The sequence below is a fragment of the Acidovorax sp. K2F genome (assembly GCF_025246485.1).
Classification (GTDB): domain Bacteria; phylum Pseudomonadota; class Gammaproteobacteria; order Burkholderiales; family Burkholderiaceae_C; genus Acidovorax; species Acidovorax delafieldii.
The window spans coordinates 62,744-78,425 of record NZ_JAOBSQ010000035.1 but is presented as its reverse complement, the minus strand read 5'-3'; the positions used below and the strand labels follow the sequence as shown (position 1 = coordinate 78,425).

Annotated in this window: 16 protein-coding genes; 11 read left to right on the top strand and 5 right to left on the bottom strand. The window is 64.3% G+C overall.

Translation table 11 applies throughout. The features are described from left to right. Positions 1-29 precede the first annotated feature (29 nt). On the bottom strand, positions 30-503 hold the full coding sequence (gene smpB, locus N4G42_RS12860; RefSeq protein WP_056746487.1) for an SsrA-binding protein SmpB: 474 nt from the start codon (positions 501-503) through the stop codon (positions 30-32). A gap of 130 nt (positions 504-633) precedes the next feature. Between smpB and N4G42_RS12855 the strand changes: the two genes are divergently transcribed. Continuing rightward, positions 634-1,074, top strand: coding sequence for a type II toxin-antitoxin system RatA family toxin (locus tag N4G42_RS12855; RefSeq protein WP_056746485.1), 441 nt, complete (start codon positions 634-636; stop codon positions 1,072-1,074). Continuing rightward, a complete protein-coding gene (locus N4G42_RS12850; RefSeq protein WP_121942681.1) occupies positions 1,067-1,432 on the top strand; it encodes an RnfH family protein in 366 nt (121 codons plus the stop codon). The genes N4G42_RS12855 and N4G42_RS12850 overlap by 8 nt, the downstream gene beginning before the upstream one ends. A 42-nt stretch (positions 1,433-1,474) precedes the next feature. Here N4G42_RS12850 and N4G42_RS12845 read toward each other — a convergent pair whose 3' ends face one another. Beyond that, positions 1,475-2,002 carry a DUF4124 domain-containing protein gene (locus N4G42_RS12845; RefSeq protein ID WP_121942682.1) on the bottom strand — a complete coding sequence of 176 codons (528 nt, stop codon included), beginning with the start codon at positions 2,000-2,002 and terminating at the stop codon, positions 1,475-1,477. A 108-nt stretch (positions 2,003-2,110) separates the two neighbouring features. On the opposite strand from N4G42_RS12845, the gene guaB reads away from it, so the two are divergent. The 6 genes from guaB to N4G42_RS12815 all read left to right on the top strand — a co-directional run bounded on the left by guaB (position 2,111) and on the right by N4G42_RS12815 (position 7,839). Beyond that, positions 2,111-3,586, top strand: coding sequence for an IMP dehydrogenase (gene guaB / locus N4G42_RS12840; protein ID WP_055398151.1), 1,476 nt, complete (start codon positions 2,111-2,113; stop codon positions 3,584-3,586). A 92-nt stretch (positions 3,587-3,678) separates the two neighbouring features. Further along, positions 3,679-3,936 (top strand): type II toxin-antitoxin system Phd/YefM family antitoxin, encoded by a 258-nt coding sequence (locus tag N4G42_RS12835; RefSeq protein WP_056746479.1) that lies wholly within the window; start codon positions 3,679-3,681, stop codon positions 3,934-3,936. Beyond that, positions 3,933-4,367 (top strand): type II toxin-antitoxin system VapC family toxin, encoded by a 435-nt coding sequence (locus N4G42_RS12830; RefSeq protein ID WP_056063857.1) that lies wholly within the window; start codon positions 3,933-3,935, stop codon positions 4,365-4,367. Before N4G42_RS12835 ends, N4G42_RS12830 begins: the two co-directional genes overlap by 4 nt. A 12-nt stretch (positions 4,368-4,379) precedes the next feature. Beyond that, positions 4,380-5,996 (top strand): glutamine-hydrolyzing GMP synthase, encoded by a 1,617-nt coding sequence (guaA, locus tag N4G42_RS12825; protein ID WP_260667418.1) that lies wholly within the window; start codon positions 4,380-4,382, stop codon positions 5,994-5,996. A gap of 79 nt (positions 5,997-6,075) precedes the next feature. Next, complete coding sequence (locus N4G42_RS12820; RefSeq protein WP_108500093.1) at positions 6,076-6,663, top strand: 2'-5' RNA ligase family protein; 588 nt, start codon at positions 6,076-6,078, stop codon at positions 6,661-6,663. Between the two features lie 105 nt (positions 6,664-6,768). Further along, entirely contained in the window at positions 6,769-7,839 is a 1,071-nt protein-coding gene (locus N4G42_RS12815; RefSeq protein WP_260667417.1) for a DUF6352 family protein, read from the top strand. A gap of 100 nt (positions 7,840-7,939) precedes the next feature. Here N4G42_RS12815 and putA read toward each other — a convergent pair whose 3' ends face one another. Beyond that, a complete protein-coding gene (gene putA / locus N4G42_RS12810) occupies positions 7,940-11,686 on the bottom strand; it encodes a trifunctional transcriptional regulator/proline dehydrogenase/L-glutamate gamma-semialdehyde dehydrogenase (protein ID WP_260667416.1) in 3,747 nt (1,248 codons plus the stop codon). Positions 11,687-11,825: 139 nt separating this feature from the next. Here putA and N4G42_RS12805 point away from each other — a divergent pair, with 139 nt between their 5' ends. The 3 genes from N4G42_RS12805 to rlmD all read left to right on the top strand — a co-directional run bounded on the left by N4G42_RS12805 (position 11,826) and on the right by rlmD (position 14,210). Then, complete coding sequence (locus N4G42_RS12805; RefSeq protein ID WP_060985213.1) at positions 11,826-12,299, top strand: Lrp/AsnC ligand binding domain-containing protein; 474 nt, start codon at positions 11,826-11,828, stop codon at positions 12,297-12,299. Between the two features lie 92 nt (positions 12,300-12,391). Next, a complete protein-coding gene (locus N4G42_RS12800) occupies positions 12,392-12,688 on the top strand; it encodes a hypothetical protein (RefSeq protein ID WP_099730513.1) in 297 nt (98 codons plus the stop codon). Positions 12,689-12,746: 58 nt separating this feature from the next. Then, positions 12,747-14,210 carry a 23S rRNA (uracil(1939)-C(5))-methyltransferase RlmD gene (rlmD, locus tag N4G42_RS12795; RefSeq protein ID WP_260667414.1) on the top strand — a complete coding sequence of 488 codons (1,464 nt, stop codon included), beginning with the start codon at positions 12,747-12,749 and terminating at the stop codon, positions 14,208-14,210. 78 nt (positions 14,211-14,288) lie between these two features. On the opposite strand, the gene N4G42_RS12790 is transcribed toward rlmD, so the two are convergent. Continuing rightward, positions 14,289-14,663, bottom strand: a complete 375-nt coding sequence (locus N4G42_RS12790) for a hypothetical protein (RefSeq protein ID WP_056063836.1) — start codon at positions 14,661-14,663, stop codon at positions 14,289-14,291. A gap of 113 nt (positions 14,664-14,776) precedes the next feature. Beyond that, entirely contained in the window at positions 14,777-15,472 is a 696-nt protein-coding gene (locus N4G42_RS12785; protein ID WP_260667413.1) for a Bax inhibitor-1/YccA family protein, read from the bottom strand. Positions 15,473-15,682 lie beyond the last annotated feature (210 nt).

Sequence of the window (15,682 nt, the reverse complement as noted above, 5' to 3'; positions counted from 1 at the left end):
TGGGGGACATCGCTCAGCGACTTTGGGGACTATTTGTTCCTGCTCTTCATGGCGCGCTCCACCTCGCGCTTGCCTTCGCGGTCCTTGATGGTGTCGCGCTTGTCGTGCTCGGCCTTGCCTTTGGCCAGGGCAATCTCGCACTTCACGAAACCGTTCTTCCAGTGCAGGTTGATGGGGACCAGCGTATAGCCCTTTTGCTCGACCTTGCCAATCAGGCGCTTGATGTCGTCCTTCTTGAGCAGCAGTTTCTTGGTGCGTGCCGATTCGGGGTTGACATGGGTGGACGCTGTCTTGAGCGGCATGATCAGGCAGCCGAGCAGATACAGCTCGCCATCGCGGATCAGCACGTAGCCATCGGTCAGCTGCACCTTGCCCTCGCGCAGCGCCTTGACCTCCCAGCCGTGCAGCACCATGCCCGCCTCGTGGCGCTCCTCGAAGAAGTAGTTGTAGGCCGCTTTCTTGTTGTCGGCAATGCGGGAGGTGGGATCGGGTTTTTTGGCCATGTAGATCAGATGCGGCGCCCTGCGGGAGATAAAAGGTCTCCCTACATACAATTGTGGCCGTTCAGAGACCCGTGATTCTAGTTTCCCCGGCCCGCCTTTCCCCTTCGAAAGCCCCGCGCCAGTTGCCTGCATGAAAACCGTCCACAAGTCCGTCCTCATTTGGTACAGCCCCGAAGAGATGTTTGCCCTGGTCACCGGGGTGGAGCACTACCCGCAGTTCCTGCCCTGGTGCGACCGCGCCGCAGTGCTGGAGCAGACCGAAGAGGGCATGACCGCCGAGGTGGGCATTGCATTCAGCGGCATTCGCCAGACCTTTGTCACGCGCAACACGCACGAAGTGGGCAGGCGTGTGCAGATGCATCTGGTGAAAGGACCGTTCTCACGGCTGGACGGGGATTGGCACTTTCATCCCGTGGGGGACGGCACGCAGCGTGCGTGCAAGGTGGAGTTGATGCTGAACTATGGGTTTGATAGTGCCGCGTTGGCCACGCTGGTGGGGCCGGTGTTTGACCGCATCGCAGGGAGCATGGTCGATGCCTTCGTCAAGCGAGCGGAACAGGTCTATGGCTGAGGTGGGTGGAGGCGCCTCGGCGACCATCGCTATCACCGTTGTCGTCTGTCTGGCTCCGCGCGAGGTGCGTGAGTGGACTCTGGATTTGCCGGTGGGTGCTACGGTAGCGGATGCCCTGCACGCCAGCTGCGGTATGGCCACGCTGTCCGCGCTGGAGGAGGGGGGCGCACCGTGCGTCGGTATCTGGGGCCGTGCTGCCAATCTGGATGTGGTGTTGCAGCCCCAGGACCGCGTAGAAATCTACCGACCCTTGAAGGTGGACCCCAAGGTAGCACGGCGGGAGCGCTTTGCCCGACAAGGGGCGCGCACTACAGGACTCTTTGCGCGCCGCCGACCAGGGGGCAAGTCAGGCTACTGATACTGCTGAGTTGATCCGCGCGGTAGCGGAGCAGCACGCAGCTCAGCGTACGCAATCGGCCGCGACAATCTCGTCGATGCGTTTGGCTTCGGCCGCGCGGGCGGGGCCGTCCAGGAAGATTCTTTCGCCCTGGGCGTTCGCTTGTGTGATGGGCTTGCCAGCATCGAACGCCGCTTTGGCTGCGCGTGCGCGGGTGCAGTTTTCAGCCTTGGCCTTGGCGATCTTTTCGTCCTCGGCCTTTTTCTTGGCGGCTTCTGCGGCCTCGGCCTGGGCTTTCTTCTCTTCCAGCTCCTTGTCCTTGCCCGCACCTGGGGCGCTGGCAGCGGTCTTGGGCGCTGCTGCTGCTGCTGCGGGCGCCGCGTCAGAGGCTGCTGGCGCGGCCGGGACGGCAGTCCGTGCCGGGCGGTTGCCCCCAGGCTGTTTCAGGATGCTTTTTTCGGGGATATCGGGTGGTGGCGGACGATCGCTGAAGACTTTGCGCCCGTCTTTGTCTGTCCACTGCCATTGCGCCGCCGCGCCCATGGCCCAGGTGCAGGCCACGGCCAGCAGGAGAAGCTTGTGCATTTTCATGCGGACAAGTTTATCCATGTGATTCCCCCCCCGCCAGTGCGTTGCAGATGGGTGGGCGCGTTTTCACCACACGCGGCGCGGGTACAATCCGTTTTTTGGAGCTTTCTCATGCGCCTTCTTGGAAAAGCGCTCACCTTCGACGATGTGTTGCTGGTGCCAGCGTACTCCCAGGTCCTGCCCAAGGACACGTCCCTCGCGACGAAACTCTCCCGCAATATCCAACTGAACCTGCCGCTTGTGTCCGCCGCCATGGACACCGTGACCGAGGCGCGTCTGGCCATTGCCATTGCCCAGGAGGGCGGCATCGGCATCGTGCACAAGAACCTCACGGCGCAAGAGCAGGCTGCTCATGTGGCCAAGGTCAAGCGCTACGAGTCTGGCGTGTTGCGTGATCCCGTGGTCATCACCCCCGAGCACACGGTGCTGCAGGTGCTCCAGCTGTCCGAACAGCTGGGCATCTCGGGCTTCCCGGTGTGCGACGGCGGCAAGGTGGTGGGTATCGTTACCGGCCGCGACCTGCGCTTCGAGACCCGTTACGACGTCAAGGTCCACCAGATCATGACCCCGCGCGAGAAGCTCATCACGGTCAATGAAAAAGAGGGCACCACGCCGGCCGAAGCCAAGGCGCTGCTCAACAAGCACAAACTCGAACGCATCCTGGTCGTGAACGACGCCTTTGAACTCAAGGGCCTGATCACGGTGAAGGACATCACCAAGCAGACCAGCTTTCCCAACGCGGCCCGCGATGCCGCAGGCCGCCTGCGCGTAGGCGCGGCGGTGGGTGTGGGTGAAGGTACCGAAGAACGCGTCGAAGCCCTGGTCAAGGCCGGTGTGGATGCCATCGTGGTGGACACGGCCCACGGCCACAGCAAGGGCGTGATCGACCGCGTGCGCTGGGTCAAGCAGAACTACCCGCAGATCGACGTGATCGGCGGCAACATCGCGACCGGCGCTGCAGCCCTGGCACTGGTTGAGGCCGGTGCGGATGCGGTCAAGGTCGGTATCGGCCCAGGTTCCATCTGTACCACCCGCATCGTGGCGGGTGTGGGCGTGCCCCAGATCATGGCCATCGACAACGTGGCCACGGCCCTCAAGGGCACCGGCGTGCCGCTGATTGCGGACGGCGGTATTCGCTACAGCGGCGACATCGCCAAGGCCCTGGCCGCTGGCGCTGGGACGGTGATGATGGGCGGTATGTTTGCGGGCACTGAAGAAGCGCCCGGCGAAGTCATCCTGTTCCAGGGCCGCAGCTACAAGAGCTACCGCGGCATGGGCTCCATTGGCGCCATGCAGCAGGGCAGTGCCGACCGCTACTTCCAGGAATCGAGCACCGGCAATCCCAATGCCGACAAGCTGGTGCCTGAAGGCATCGAAGGCCGCGTGCCCTACAAGGGCTCCATGGTCAGCATCGTCTACCAGATGGCTGGCGGCGTGCGTGCCTCCATGGGCTACTGCGGTTGCGCCACGATCGAAGAGATGAACAACAAGGCCGAGTTCGTCGAGATCACCACTGCTGGTATCCGCGAAAGCCACGTGCACGATGTGCAGATCACCAAGGAAGCGCCGAACTACCGCGCTGACTGATCGTTGCAAACCGATCTGGCCTGATTGAAAAAATCTGGTCAGACTGATATAGTCTGGTCTGAATTCACCATTCAGACCAGACTTTTTTATTTATGCAGTCCGTTGGCATCTACGAAGCAAAAAGCAAGTTCTCTGCCTTGATCGAACTGGTCGAGCAGGGGGAGGAAGTGCGCATCACCCGCCATGGCAAAGAGGTGGTGCGCATGCTACCGGTGCGCCGCCGCCCAGTGATTTCTGACGAACAGATTGCGCGCGAACTGGGCCAGATGGACGTGTTGCATGCCAGCATTCAACCCGCTGGGTCAACAACAGTGGATGGCTTGCGCCGTGCAGGGCGGAGCACTGCATGACCGCTTTCGTGCTTGATGCCTCGGTCACTGCCGCCTGGTTGTTGCCGGACGCGGCCAGCGAACACACCCGCCGCCTGTACGCCCTGATCCGCCGCGATGAGGTCGAGCCGCAGGCGCCCAACCTCTGGCACTGGGAGTGCCACAACATACTGGCCACCGGTGTGAACAGCGGGCGCATTCCAGCCGCTTCCGTCGAAGGCCTGTGGGGCGTGCTCGAAGCCATTCGTCACCGCGTCGAATTGCACGAACTGGCCCCTGCCCAGCACAAGGCCGTGCTCGATGTGGCGTTGGAAACCGGCCTGCCCACCTTTGATGCTGCGTACCTGTGGCTGGCGCGCTCGCTGCGCCTGCCTTTGGCCACCTTTGATTCTCACCAGATCGCTGCCGCCCAGCGCAGCGGCGTCCCGCTCCTTGATCTCTCCAGCCTCTGACGGACCACCACCATGCAACACCAGAAAATCCTCATCCTCGATTTCGGCTCGCAAGTCACCCAGCTCATCGCCCGCCGCGTGCGTGAGGCCCATGTGTACTGCGAGGTGCACCCCTGCGACGTGACCGACGAGTGGATCCGCGACTACGCCAAGGACGGCTCGCTCAAGGGCGTGATCCTGTCGGGCAGCCACGCCAGCGTGTACGAGGTGGACGACAAGGCGCCGGATGCGGTGTTTGAACTCGGCATCCCCGTGCTGGGCATCTGCTACGGCATGCAGACCATGGCCCAGCAGCTGGGCGGTAAGGTCGAGGGTTCCAACACCCGCGAATTTGGCTACGCCGAAGTGCGCGCCCATGGCCACACCGAACTCCTCAAGGGCATTGAGGACTTCGCCACGGACGAAGGCCATGGCATGCTCAAGGTGTGGATGAGCCATGGCGACAAGGTCACCGCCTTGCCCCCGGGCTTCAAGGTGATGTGCTCCACACCCTCGTGCCCCATCGCTGGCATGGCCGACGAAAGCCGCCACTACTACGCCGTGCAGTTCCACCCTGAAGTCACACACACCGTGCAGGGCCGCGCCTTGCTGGAGCGTTTTGTGCTGGGCATCTGCAGCACCCGTGCCGACTGGGTCATGGGCGACTACATCGAAGAGGCTGTGCAAAAGATTCGCGAGCAGGTGGGCGATGAGGAGGTGATCCTCGGCCTGTCGGGCGGCGTGGATTCGTCCGTGGCTGCCGCGCTGATCCACCGCGCCATTGGTGACCAGCTCACCTGCGTGTTTGTGGACCACGGCCTGCTGCGCCTGAACGAAGGCGACATGGTCATGGACATGTTCGAGGGCAAGCTGCACGCCAAGGTCATCCGCGTGGACGCCAGCGACCTGTTCCTGGGCAAGCTGGCCGGGGTGGGCGAGCCCGAGCAAAAGCGCAAGATCATCGGCGGCCTGTTTGTGGACGTGTTCAAGGCCGAGGCCGCCAAGCTCAAGGCAGGCACCGGTGGCCACAAGGGTGCCACCTTCCTGGCCCAGGGCACGATCTACCCCGACGTGATCGAATCCGGCGGCGCCAAGAGCAAGAAGGCCGTCACCATCAAGAGCCACCACAACGTGGGCGGCCTGCCCGAGCAGTTGGGCCTGAAGCTGCTGGAACCCCTGCGCGATTTGTTCAAGGACGAAGTGCGCGAACTGGGCGTAGCCCTGGGCCTGCCGCCCGACATGGTCTATCGCCACCCCTTCCCCGGCCCCGGCCTGGGCGTGCGCATCCTGGGCGAGGTGAAGAAGGAATACGCTGACCTGCTGCGCCGTGCCGACGCGATCTTTATCGAAGAGCTGCGTAACTTCAAGGACGAAGCTACAGGAAAGACCTGGTACGACCTCACCAGCCAGGCCTTCACTGTGTTCCTGCCCGTCAAGAGCGTGGGCGTGATGGGCGACGGCCGCACCTATGACTACGTTGTGGCACTGCGCGCCGTGCAGACCAGCGACTTCATGACCGCCGACTGGGCCGAACTGCCCTACGCGCTGCTCAAGAAGGTGTCAGGCCGCATCATCAACGAAGTGCGTGGCATCAACCGCGTGACGTACGACGTGAGCAGCAAGCCACCAGCGACGATTGAGTGGGAGTGAGTGGGGGGTAAATCAAAATACTGGTTATTTAAACAGTATTGGCGCACAATGCGACGGATCTTCCGGAGCTTTGTGCGCCATGTCCCAGCTTCACGATCTCTACTATTTTCTTTCCCCTACGCCGCTTGCCGCCGAGATGGCCAAGAGGTTACTGCAGCGCCTCCAAGGACCCTGTGGGGCGGGCAGAGGCGAGCCCATGCCCTTGGATCGGCTGCACATCACGCTCCATTACCTGGGGCGCTTCCTGAACAGCATCCCCCGAGAGGTAATCGACTTGGCGCTGGCGGCGGGTAGCGCCATGGACTACGAACCGTTTGGGGTCCGCCTCGACGTGCTGCAGTCCCGGGGCGGCTTTGAAAAGGGGACTTTCGGCACCGTCGAGCTTGCGCCACAAGCGGGCGCTGCGCGTGAATTGCGAGGATTTCAACATGCGCTTGGCAACACGATGCGCCGCCTGGGGTTTGCAGAAACTCAGATCCGCAGCCATTTCCACCCGCACATGACTTTGCACTACAAGCACGCACGCATTGACCCAATGGTGGTTGCTCCCGTGGCGTGGACCGTGACGCAGTTTGCCTTGGTAGACAGCCTCTACGGCCTGAGCAGGCATGATGTGCTCGCGCACTGGACCTTGAAGGCACGGCAACAGGTCTTTCTTGACTGGTGATGTTGGGAAGCAAGCGGATACCAATGCGTACTCGCTGTGCTGCGTCGTGGTGCGGAAGCTTCCGCGGCTACCATCCTCTGAGGTCATTGGCTCTCTCATTTCTTCATGACGACACTTCACGATTTCTGGCCCGGTTGTGGTTTCCAAACGCTGGATCGCGATGCCCGTGGCCGGCGGCCCCCCACCGACGGATACCTGCGTTGCCTGCTGGCCCGACCAGAGCTGGCGCTGGTGCCGGAGTCGTGCGCTGCAGAGATCGCACTGCATGAATCGCTCAAGGTGTCACCCGCGCGGGCGGTCACCTCTGCGGAGCTGGCTGCATTGCAGGACGAAGACGCGCGCGAGAACTACACCGTGTTCCTGCGCTTCCGCGATGGCCTGCTGGCCGCCGGCACGTTGGAGGCGTATTACCTGCAACTCATGCGCAGCGGGGCGGTGAACGTGCCTGCCGTGTTCATCGATGCCGTGGTGCAGGCCCTGCTGCGCAAAGTGCTGGACAACTGCAACGACGCCTTCGAAGCCCGCGCCGCCGAGATGCTGTTTCGCTCGCAGCGCATCACCTTGCAAGACGGGCAAATGCTGGCAGGCGACCGGGCGACGCTCGACATGCTCAACGAGACCGCGGGCCTGGGCGAGGTGGGCCGCTTGCTGCTGCAAAGCGGTGCACTGCAGCCCACGGCGCAGGTCAAGGTGCTGTCGGCCGACAATGCGGCGCAATATTGGCAGGAGAGCGACCGCCACCACTTTCTGCTCGACCTGACCCATGAGCTGACGCAGGACCTGAGCCATGGCCTGACCTTCAAGATGACCCGCGCCCGTTCTGGCCTGAAGGCGCTGGCGCGGGTGCTGGAGCGCTGGGTCGGCCACTTGCTGGGCGTGCAAGTGCGGATCGAGCCTGTGCACCAGGTCACCGACAGCGCGTGGCTCTGGCATGTGGGGCTGGATGCGGAGTCCACCGCCATCCTTAACGACCTGTACCAGGATCGGCCGGTGGATGGCGAGCGCATGGCGCGGCTGGTGAGCCTGTTCACGCTGACCTTTGCCAACCCGGCCGAGATGCGTGCCGATGTGGCGGGGAAGCCGGTGTACCTGGGGCTGGCGACCAACGCCGAGGGCGTGGTGCGCATCAAGCCGCAGAACCTGTTGCTCAATCTGCCGCTGGCATCGGTATCTTGAGTGCTATTAAATTAATAGCTGCTGGCGCTTGATGAATAAGCGCTAGCAGCCAATTTTATTCAAATTTCTCCAGGTTGGATGATGGCCCGATGCTGGTCCCTCATCCAATGGTCATCAGGCTCGCGTTGCCGCCAGCTGCGGCTGTGTTCACGCTCAGCGCGCGCTCGATCAGCAGGCGCTCCAGCGGGATGTCCGTTGCACTGGGCTGCAGTGCCGTCACGCCCACGATAGGCCCCGCGCGGCGGGCGAGGGCGGTGCACACGGCCTGCAGCGATGAGGTGTCGCCATGGTGCAGCACAGCGTCCAGCGCCTGTGTGCTGTCGCTCAGTGTGTTGTCCTGCAGCAGGATCTGCGCTTGCACCAGCGTGGGCAACTGCGTGCGCAGATGGGTCTGGGCCGTGGGCCACAAGGCGGTGCCGCCGCTGGCAAGCACGGCAGCCGTCTGCACCAGCAGGTCGTCCGTGCTGTGCGCCAGGCACAGCACGCGGGCGCGGGGTGCCAACGTATAGACATTACGTTCCCCCGTGGGGCCGGGCAGGGTGCGGGCGGTGCCGCTGTGGGTTTGGTGGGCAAAGCTCTGGCAGGTGGCGGCCAGCGTGGCGTTGCCTTGTTGCTGCGCCCATTGCTCCAGCGTGGCGAGGGGTGCCAGCAGGCGCTCGCGCAGATCGGCGTCGGGTGGGCTGGTGCGGTCGGCCTCGGCAAAAGTTCGGGCAAGCGCGTCGGCCGGGCGCTGTGACAGAAGGCGCAGCAGGTACAGCGGCCCGCCTGCCTTGGGCCCCGTGCCCGACAGGCCCTCGCCGCCAAAGGGCTGCACGCCCACCACGGCGCCGACCATGTTGCGGTTGACGTACACGTTGCCGGCGTGGGCGCGGTTGACCACGCGGGCAATGGTTTCGTCGATGCGGGTGTGCACGCCCTGGGTCAGGCCGTAGCCGGTGGCGTTGATCTGGTCGAGCAACTGGTCCAGGTCGTTGCGGGCGTAGCGCACCAGGTGCAGCACAGGACCGAAGACTTCGCGTTGCAGCTCGCCGATGTGGTTCAGTTCGATCAGGGTGGGCGGTACAAAAGTGCCCTGTGCGCTGACTGCAGCAACATGATTCGGGTGCTGAAACACGCGGTGGCCCTGGGCCTTGAATTTCTCGATGTGCTGGGCGATGCCTGCCTGTGCCTCGGCATCAATGACGGGGCCCACGTCCACACGCAACTCGGCGGGGTTGCCCAAGCGCAGTTCGCCCATGGCACCTTGCAGCATCTCCACCACGCGGTCCGCAGCTTCTTCCTGCACGCACAGCACGCGCAGGGCGGAGCAGCGCTGGCCTGCGCTGTCAAAGGCCGACGACACGGCGTCGCCCACCACCTGTTCTACCAATGCGGACGAGTCCACGATCATCGCGTTCTGCCCGCCGGTTTCTGCAATCAGCGGGATGGGGCGGCCTGCGGTATCCAAGCGCCCGGCCACGGTGCGCTGCAGGATGCGTGCCACTTCGGTGGAGCCGGTGAACATCACGCCCATCACGCGGGCGTCGCCAATCAGGCGGGCACCTACCGTCTCGCCCTGGCCGGGCAGCAGTTGCACGGCGGCGCGGGGCACACCGGCCTGCCACAGCAGGCGCACGGCCTCGGCGGCGATCAGCGGGGTTTGTTCGGCGGGCTTGGCCAGCACCGGGTTGCCTGCGGCCAATGCGGCGGCGACTTGCCCCATGAAGATGGCGAGCGGGAAGTTCCAGGGGCTGATGCAGGCCACGGGGCCGAGCGGGATGTGGGTGGCGTTGTCGAAGTTGCTTTGCACCTGGGCTGCGTAGTAGCGCAAAAAGTCCACGGCCTCGCGCACTTCAGCCACAGCGTTGCTAGCGCTCTTGCCCGCTTCGCGCATCAGCAGGCCCAGCAGGGGCTGCATGCGGGCCTCCAGCAGGTCGGCGGTGCGCAGCAGGGCGGCAGCGCGCTCGGCGGGCGGCGTGGCGGCCCAGGGGGCTGCGGCGGCCTGCGCGTGGGCCAGGGCCTGGTCTACGTCGGCGGTGGTGGCCTCTTGCACCCGGCCCACCACATCGCTATGGTCAGCAGGATTGCGCACGTGCTGGGTGGTGCCTACGGGCAAGTCAGTAGCCAGCAGGGGCGCTGCCGTCCAGGCGTGGCTTGCCGTGGCTTGCAGGGTGGTGGCCAGCACGGTCAGCGTGTTTTCGTTCGACAAATCCAGCCCGCGCGAGTTGGTGCGGTGCGCGCCATACAGGCCCTGGGGCGTGGCAATGCGGGGGTGGGGCAAGCCCGCAGTGCCTTCTGCCGCAGCTTGCTGGTCTACGACCTGCACGGGGCTGCGTACCAACTCATTCAGTGCAATCGTTTCGTCAGCAATGCGGTTCACAAACGAGGTGTTGGCGCCGTTTTCCAGCAGGCGGCGAACCAGGTAGGCCAGCAGGGTTTCGTGCGTGCCCACGGGGGCGTAGATGCGGCAGGGGCGGCCGAGTTTGCCCGCAGTGATGGCACCCACCACCTGCTCATACAGCGGCTCGCCCATGCCGTGCAGGCACTGGAATTCGTATTGGCCTGCGTAGTAGTTGCTGCCTGCCAGTTGGTAGATGGTGGCCACCGTCTCGGCGTTGTGCGTGGCGAACTGGGGGTACACGGCCTCGGGCGCGGCCAGCAGCTTCTTGGCGCAGGCGATGTACGAAATGTCGGTGTGTACCTTGCGGGTGTAGACGGGGTAGTCCTCCAGGCCATCGACCTGGGCGCGCTTGATTTCGCTGTCCCAGTACGCGCCCTTGACCAGGCGCACCATCAGGCGGCGCTGGGTGCGTCGGGCCAGGTCCACGACATAGTCGATGACGAACGGGCAGCGCTTTTGGTAGGCCTGGATCACAAAACCAATGCCGTTCCAGCCCGCCAGGGTGGGCTCGTGGCACAGGCGCTCCAGCAGGTCCAGCGACAGCTCCAGGCGGTCGGTTTCTTCGGCGTCGATGTTCAGGCCAATGTCGTACTGCTTGGCCAGCGCGGTCAGGCGCAACACCAGCGGGTACAGCTCGTCCATCACCCGGCCAAACTGCGCGCGGCTGTAGCGCGGGTGCAGCGCCGAGAGCTTGATGGAGATGCCGGGGCCTTCGTAGATGCCGCGCCCGGCAGAGGCCTTGCCAATCGCGTGGATGGCCTGCTCGTAAGAGGCGTAGTAGTGCTTGGCGTCTTCGCTGGTCAGTGCGGCTTCGCCCAGCATGTCGTACGAATAGCGAAAGCCCTCGGCTTCCATCGTGCGGGCGTTGCGCAGGGCTCCGTCAATGGTTTCGCCGGTCACAAACTGCTCGCCCATCATGCGCATGGCCATGTCCACGCCTTTGCGGATCAGCGGCTCGCCGCCCTTGCCGATCAGGCGGCTGAGCGAGTTGCCCAGGCTGCCCTCGCTGTGCGTGGCCACCAGCTTGCCGGTGATGAGCAGGCCCCAGGTGGCAGCGTTGACGAAGAGCGAGGGGCTCTTGCCCAGGTGGGCATCCCACTGGCCGTGGCTGATCTTGTCACGGATCAGCGCGTCGCGTGTGGCCTTGTCGGGGATGCGCAGCAGCGCCTCGGCCAGGCACATCAGGGCCACGCCTTCTTGTGACGACAGCGAAAACTCCTGCAGCAGCCCCTGCACGATGCCTGCACGCCCGGCGCTGGCCTTGCGTTCGCGCAGCGCCTTGGCAATGCGAAGTGCCAGTTGCTCAGCCGCTGCGGCTTGATCGGCAGGAAGTCGGGCCTGGGCCAACAGCGGGGCCAGGGCTTCGGGCTCGGGGCGGCGGGTGGCGGCGGTGACGGCGGCGCGCAGCGGGTTGTTCAGCGGCGTGCGGGGCGCGAAGTCTGCAAACGGGGCGGAGGGCTGCGTCATGGCGGAGTCTTTCAGGGGTTTGGCGGGACCCAACACGGGGGAAAGTGTTGGTGGGGCGCGTTATTGGCGATGATCCTTGGGTTGGTGGTGAATAAATGGTCGAAAATTGGCTTCTACACCGAATTAATCGCTAATCAAGATGCAAGCAGAACCCGATCTCGACCGGATTGACCGCAAGATACTGTCAATCCTGCAGGAGGACGGCCGCATTGCCAACCTCAAGCTGGCCGAGGCGGTGGCCCTGTCGCCCACGGCCGTGCTGGCGCGGGTGCAGCGCCTCACGCGCGATGGCTTCATCCTGGGCTACGAGGCGCGCCTGAACCCCCTGAAGCTGGGCGCGGGCATGCTGGTGTTCGTGGAGGTGCTGCTGGACCGCACCACGCCCAACGTGTTCGACCAGTTCAAGGCCGCCGTGCAGGTGCACCCCGAGATCATGGAGTGCCACATGGTGGCGGGCGGGTTTGATTACCTGCTCAAGACGCGATCGGCCGACATGAATGCCTATCGCGTGTTTGCGGGCAACGTGCTGTGGCAGCTGCCCGGCGTGCGCGAGACGCGGACCTATGCGGTGATGGAAGAGGTCAAGCACACCAACCACCTGTACCTGCGCTGACTCCACACCATGCGCGTACACCTACCGGATTGGCGGTGCTGGCAGAAGCCCGCATAATTCTCTGCAGATCTGCTTGCATGAGGAGCTACACCATGACGACCGCTTTCCCCTATGCCGCCGCAGCCCTGGTGGCTGCCCTGTTCAGCCAGACGGCCGCTGCATCCTGCTACGTCGTCTATGGCCCTGACAAGGACATCGTGTACCGCGCCCCGGTGCCGCCGGTGGACATGTCACGGCAGATCCACGAAACCCTGCCCCTGGTGGCCCCGGGCTCGACCCTCGTGTTTTCGCCCGACAACTTTGGCTGTGAACTCACCATCAACAAGCTGCCACTCACGGCCGTGTCCGCGCCCGGGGGCATGCGGCCTGCGCGTGCTGACCGGGGCTGAAACGGACAGTTCGCAGGGGTGCGGCCAGTGGGCGTGCCGCGCCTGAGACAATCGGGGGATGAGCGAACCGAAAGAACTATCCCCCTCGTTTGAACCCACCGAGCAGAATTCCCAAAGCGACCTGCCAGAAGGCTGGCTGCACGTGCAGTCCATGGACCTGGACGCCCAGGGCGTTGCCCGCAAGCCCGACGGCAAGGTGGTCTTTATCGATGGTGCCTTGCCATTCGAGCTGGTCACCGCAAACACCCACCGCAAGAAGAACAACTGGGAGCAGGCCAGCCTGGTAGCGATCCACCGCGAGTCGTCCCAGCGCGTGCGGCCGGATTGCCCCCACTTTGGCCTGCACGCAGGCGCCTGTGGCGGCTGCAAGATGCAGCACTTGCACGTGGGCGCCCAGGTGGCCGTCAAGCAGCGGGTGCTGGAAGACAACCTCTGGCACCTGGGCAAGGTCAAGGCCGAGACCATGCTGCGTCCCGTCGAAGGGCCCGCCTGGGGCTACCGTTACCGCGCCCGCCTGGCGGTGCGCCACGTGATCAAGAAGGGCCAGGTCCTGGTGGGCTTTCATGAGCGCAAGAGCCGCTACATCGCTGATATGCAGACCTGCAAGATATTGCCCCCGCACGTCGATGCCATGCTGATGCCCCTGCGCGCACTGATTGCCAGCCTGGATGCCCGCGACACCTGCCCACAGATCGAACTGGCCTGCGGCGACACCGTGACCGCGCTGGTGCTGCGCCACCTGGAGCCGCTGAGCACCGGTGACATCACCAGGCTGCGCGCCTTTGCGGCGGAGCACCATGTGCAATGGTGGCTGCAGCCCAAGGGCCCGGACACGGTGAAGCTGCTGGACGAGGGCGGCGAGCAGCTGTCGTACGCACTGCCGGACTTCGGCATCACCATGCCTTTCAAGCCCACGGATTTCACCCAGGTGAACCCGCACATCAACCGCGTGCTGGTGAGCCGCGCGCTGCGCCTGCTGGACGTGCAACCGCACGAACGCGTGATCGACTGGTTCTGTGGCCTGGGCAACTTCACGCTGCCGCTGGCCACGCAGGCGCGCGAGGTGCTGGGCATTGAAGGCAGTGAGGCCTTGGTGGCCCGCTCGCGCGAAAACTATGCACTAAACCAGGCCCAGGCGCCGGACCATAAAGCGCTGGCAGCTACGGATTTTGTAGCGCGCAACCTGTTCGAGATGACGCCCGAGATGCTGGTGGCCGACGGCGCTGCCGACAAGTGGCTGGTGGACCCACCACGCGAAGGGGCGTTTGCGCTGGCCAAGGCGCTGGCGGACATTGAACAGGCCCGCATTGGCGCCGAGGGCGCTGGCCCCTTGCCTGCAGGGGCCGAAGGCTGGACGCCCCCGAAGCGCATTGTGTACGTGAGCTGCAACCCAGCCACCTTGGCGCGCGATGCCGGGCTGCTGGTGCATCTGGCCGGCTACCGGTGCACGGCGGCGGGCATGATCAACATGTTCCCGCACACGGCCCATGTGGAGAGCATGGCGGTGTTCGAGCGGGTCTGAGTCCGGTTGCCAGAAAGAGGCCTCAGGAAGGGGAGAGCGCAGCCCTCCGTCCCGTGGCCTTGCCTCCCCCGCGCGATATCAGCTGCGGTTGCGACTGGCTGCGGGGTCGCGGGGTTCGGTTTCGATGTCGGGTGCGCGTTCGCTGCGTTCGGGCTTTTCCACCTTGCCCAGCACCGAGGGCGTGCCCTCGATCTTGTTCTCACGCATGTAGGCGTCCATGTCCTTCCAGCCTGCAAACACCGAGGCCTTGGAGGCCTTGGGGTTGAGGGTGTAGCAGTCTTCCAGCCCCCGCAGTGCGTGTCGGCAGGCACCGCCGATGGCCTTGGCCTCGGCATCGCGTTGGGCCACGCGCGGGTCGGGGCCCAGGCCCGGGATCTTGTCGCAGCCTGCAAGCAGCAACAGGCCCGCCAGAACCATCAGGCGCAATGCGGTGGAAGGGCTTTGTGGATACATGTACTTGCATTATCGGCACACTGGCCGCGCTATTGAGGCTTGATCCTGGGTGGCGACCCACAAAAAAGGCTCCCGAGGGAGCCTTTTGATGGAGGTCAAGGGACTGGCAGGGCTCAGTCGCGCTCGCCGCCCATGATGCCCAGCAGGGCCAGCAGGCTCTGGAACACGTTGAAGATGTCCAGGTACAGGGCCAGCGTGGCGCTGATGTAGTTGGTTTCGCCGCCGTCCAGGATCTGCTTCAGGTCATACAGCATGTAGGCGCTGAAGATGCCGATGGCCAGCATCGAGATCACCATCATGCCCACGCCAGAGCCGACGAACACGTTGATGATGCCGCCGACCATGAGCACTAGCGCGCCCACCATCAGCCACTTGCCCATGCCCGAGAGGTCGCGCTTGATGACGCTGGCCAGGCTGGCCATCACGAAGAACACTCCGGCCGTGCCGGCAAAGGCCGTCATGATGAGGTCGGTGCCGTTCTTGAAGCCCAGCACCATGCCGATCATGCGCGACAGCATCAGGCCCATGAAGAACGTGAAGGCCAGCAGCACCGGCACGCCTGCGGCCGAGCGCTTGGTCTTTTCGATGGCGAACATGAAGCCGAACGCGCCGCCCAGGAACACGATCAGGCCCAGGCCGCCGGTCAGCGAGCGGGTGATGCCGGTGGACACGCCGATCCAGGCGCCCAGCACAGTGGGGATCATGCTCAGGGCCAGCAGCCAGTACGTATTGCGAAGCACCTTGTGGCGCTCTTCCTGCGAGATGCCATAGCCCGCAGAGTGGCCCAGGGTGGTGACTTGGTCATTCATCTTGTGTCTCTCCTTGTTGGCCTGCACGACGCAGACATCACAAATTCTAGGTGGTGATGCTTTTTTGCTTTGCAATGACCGCACCCGGTCACCTACTTTTGGTAAGGATACTTTCACCCTGGCTGGGGGCAACGGCGCCGGGGATGCCGGTATGCTCGGTTCTCTTTGCGTGCCGGGGCGGCCTGTGCGGCCCGGTTTCCTCTCCCACTT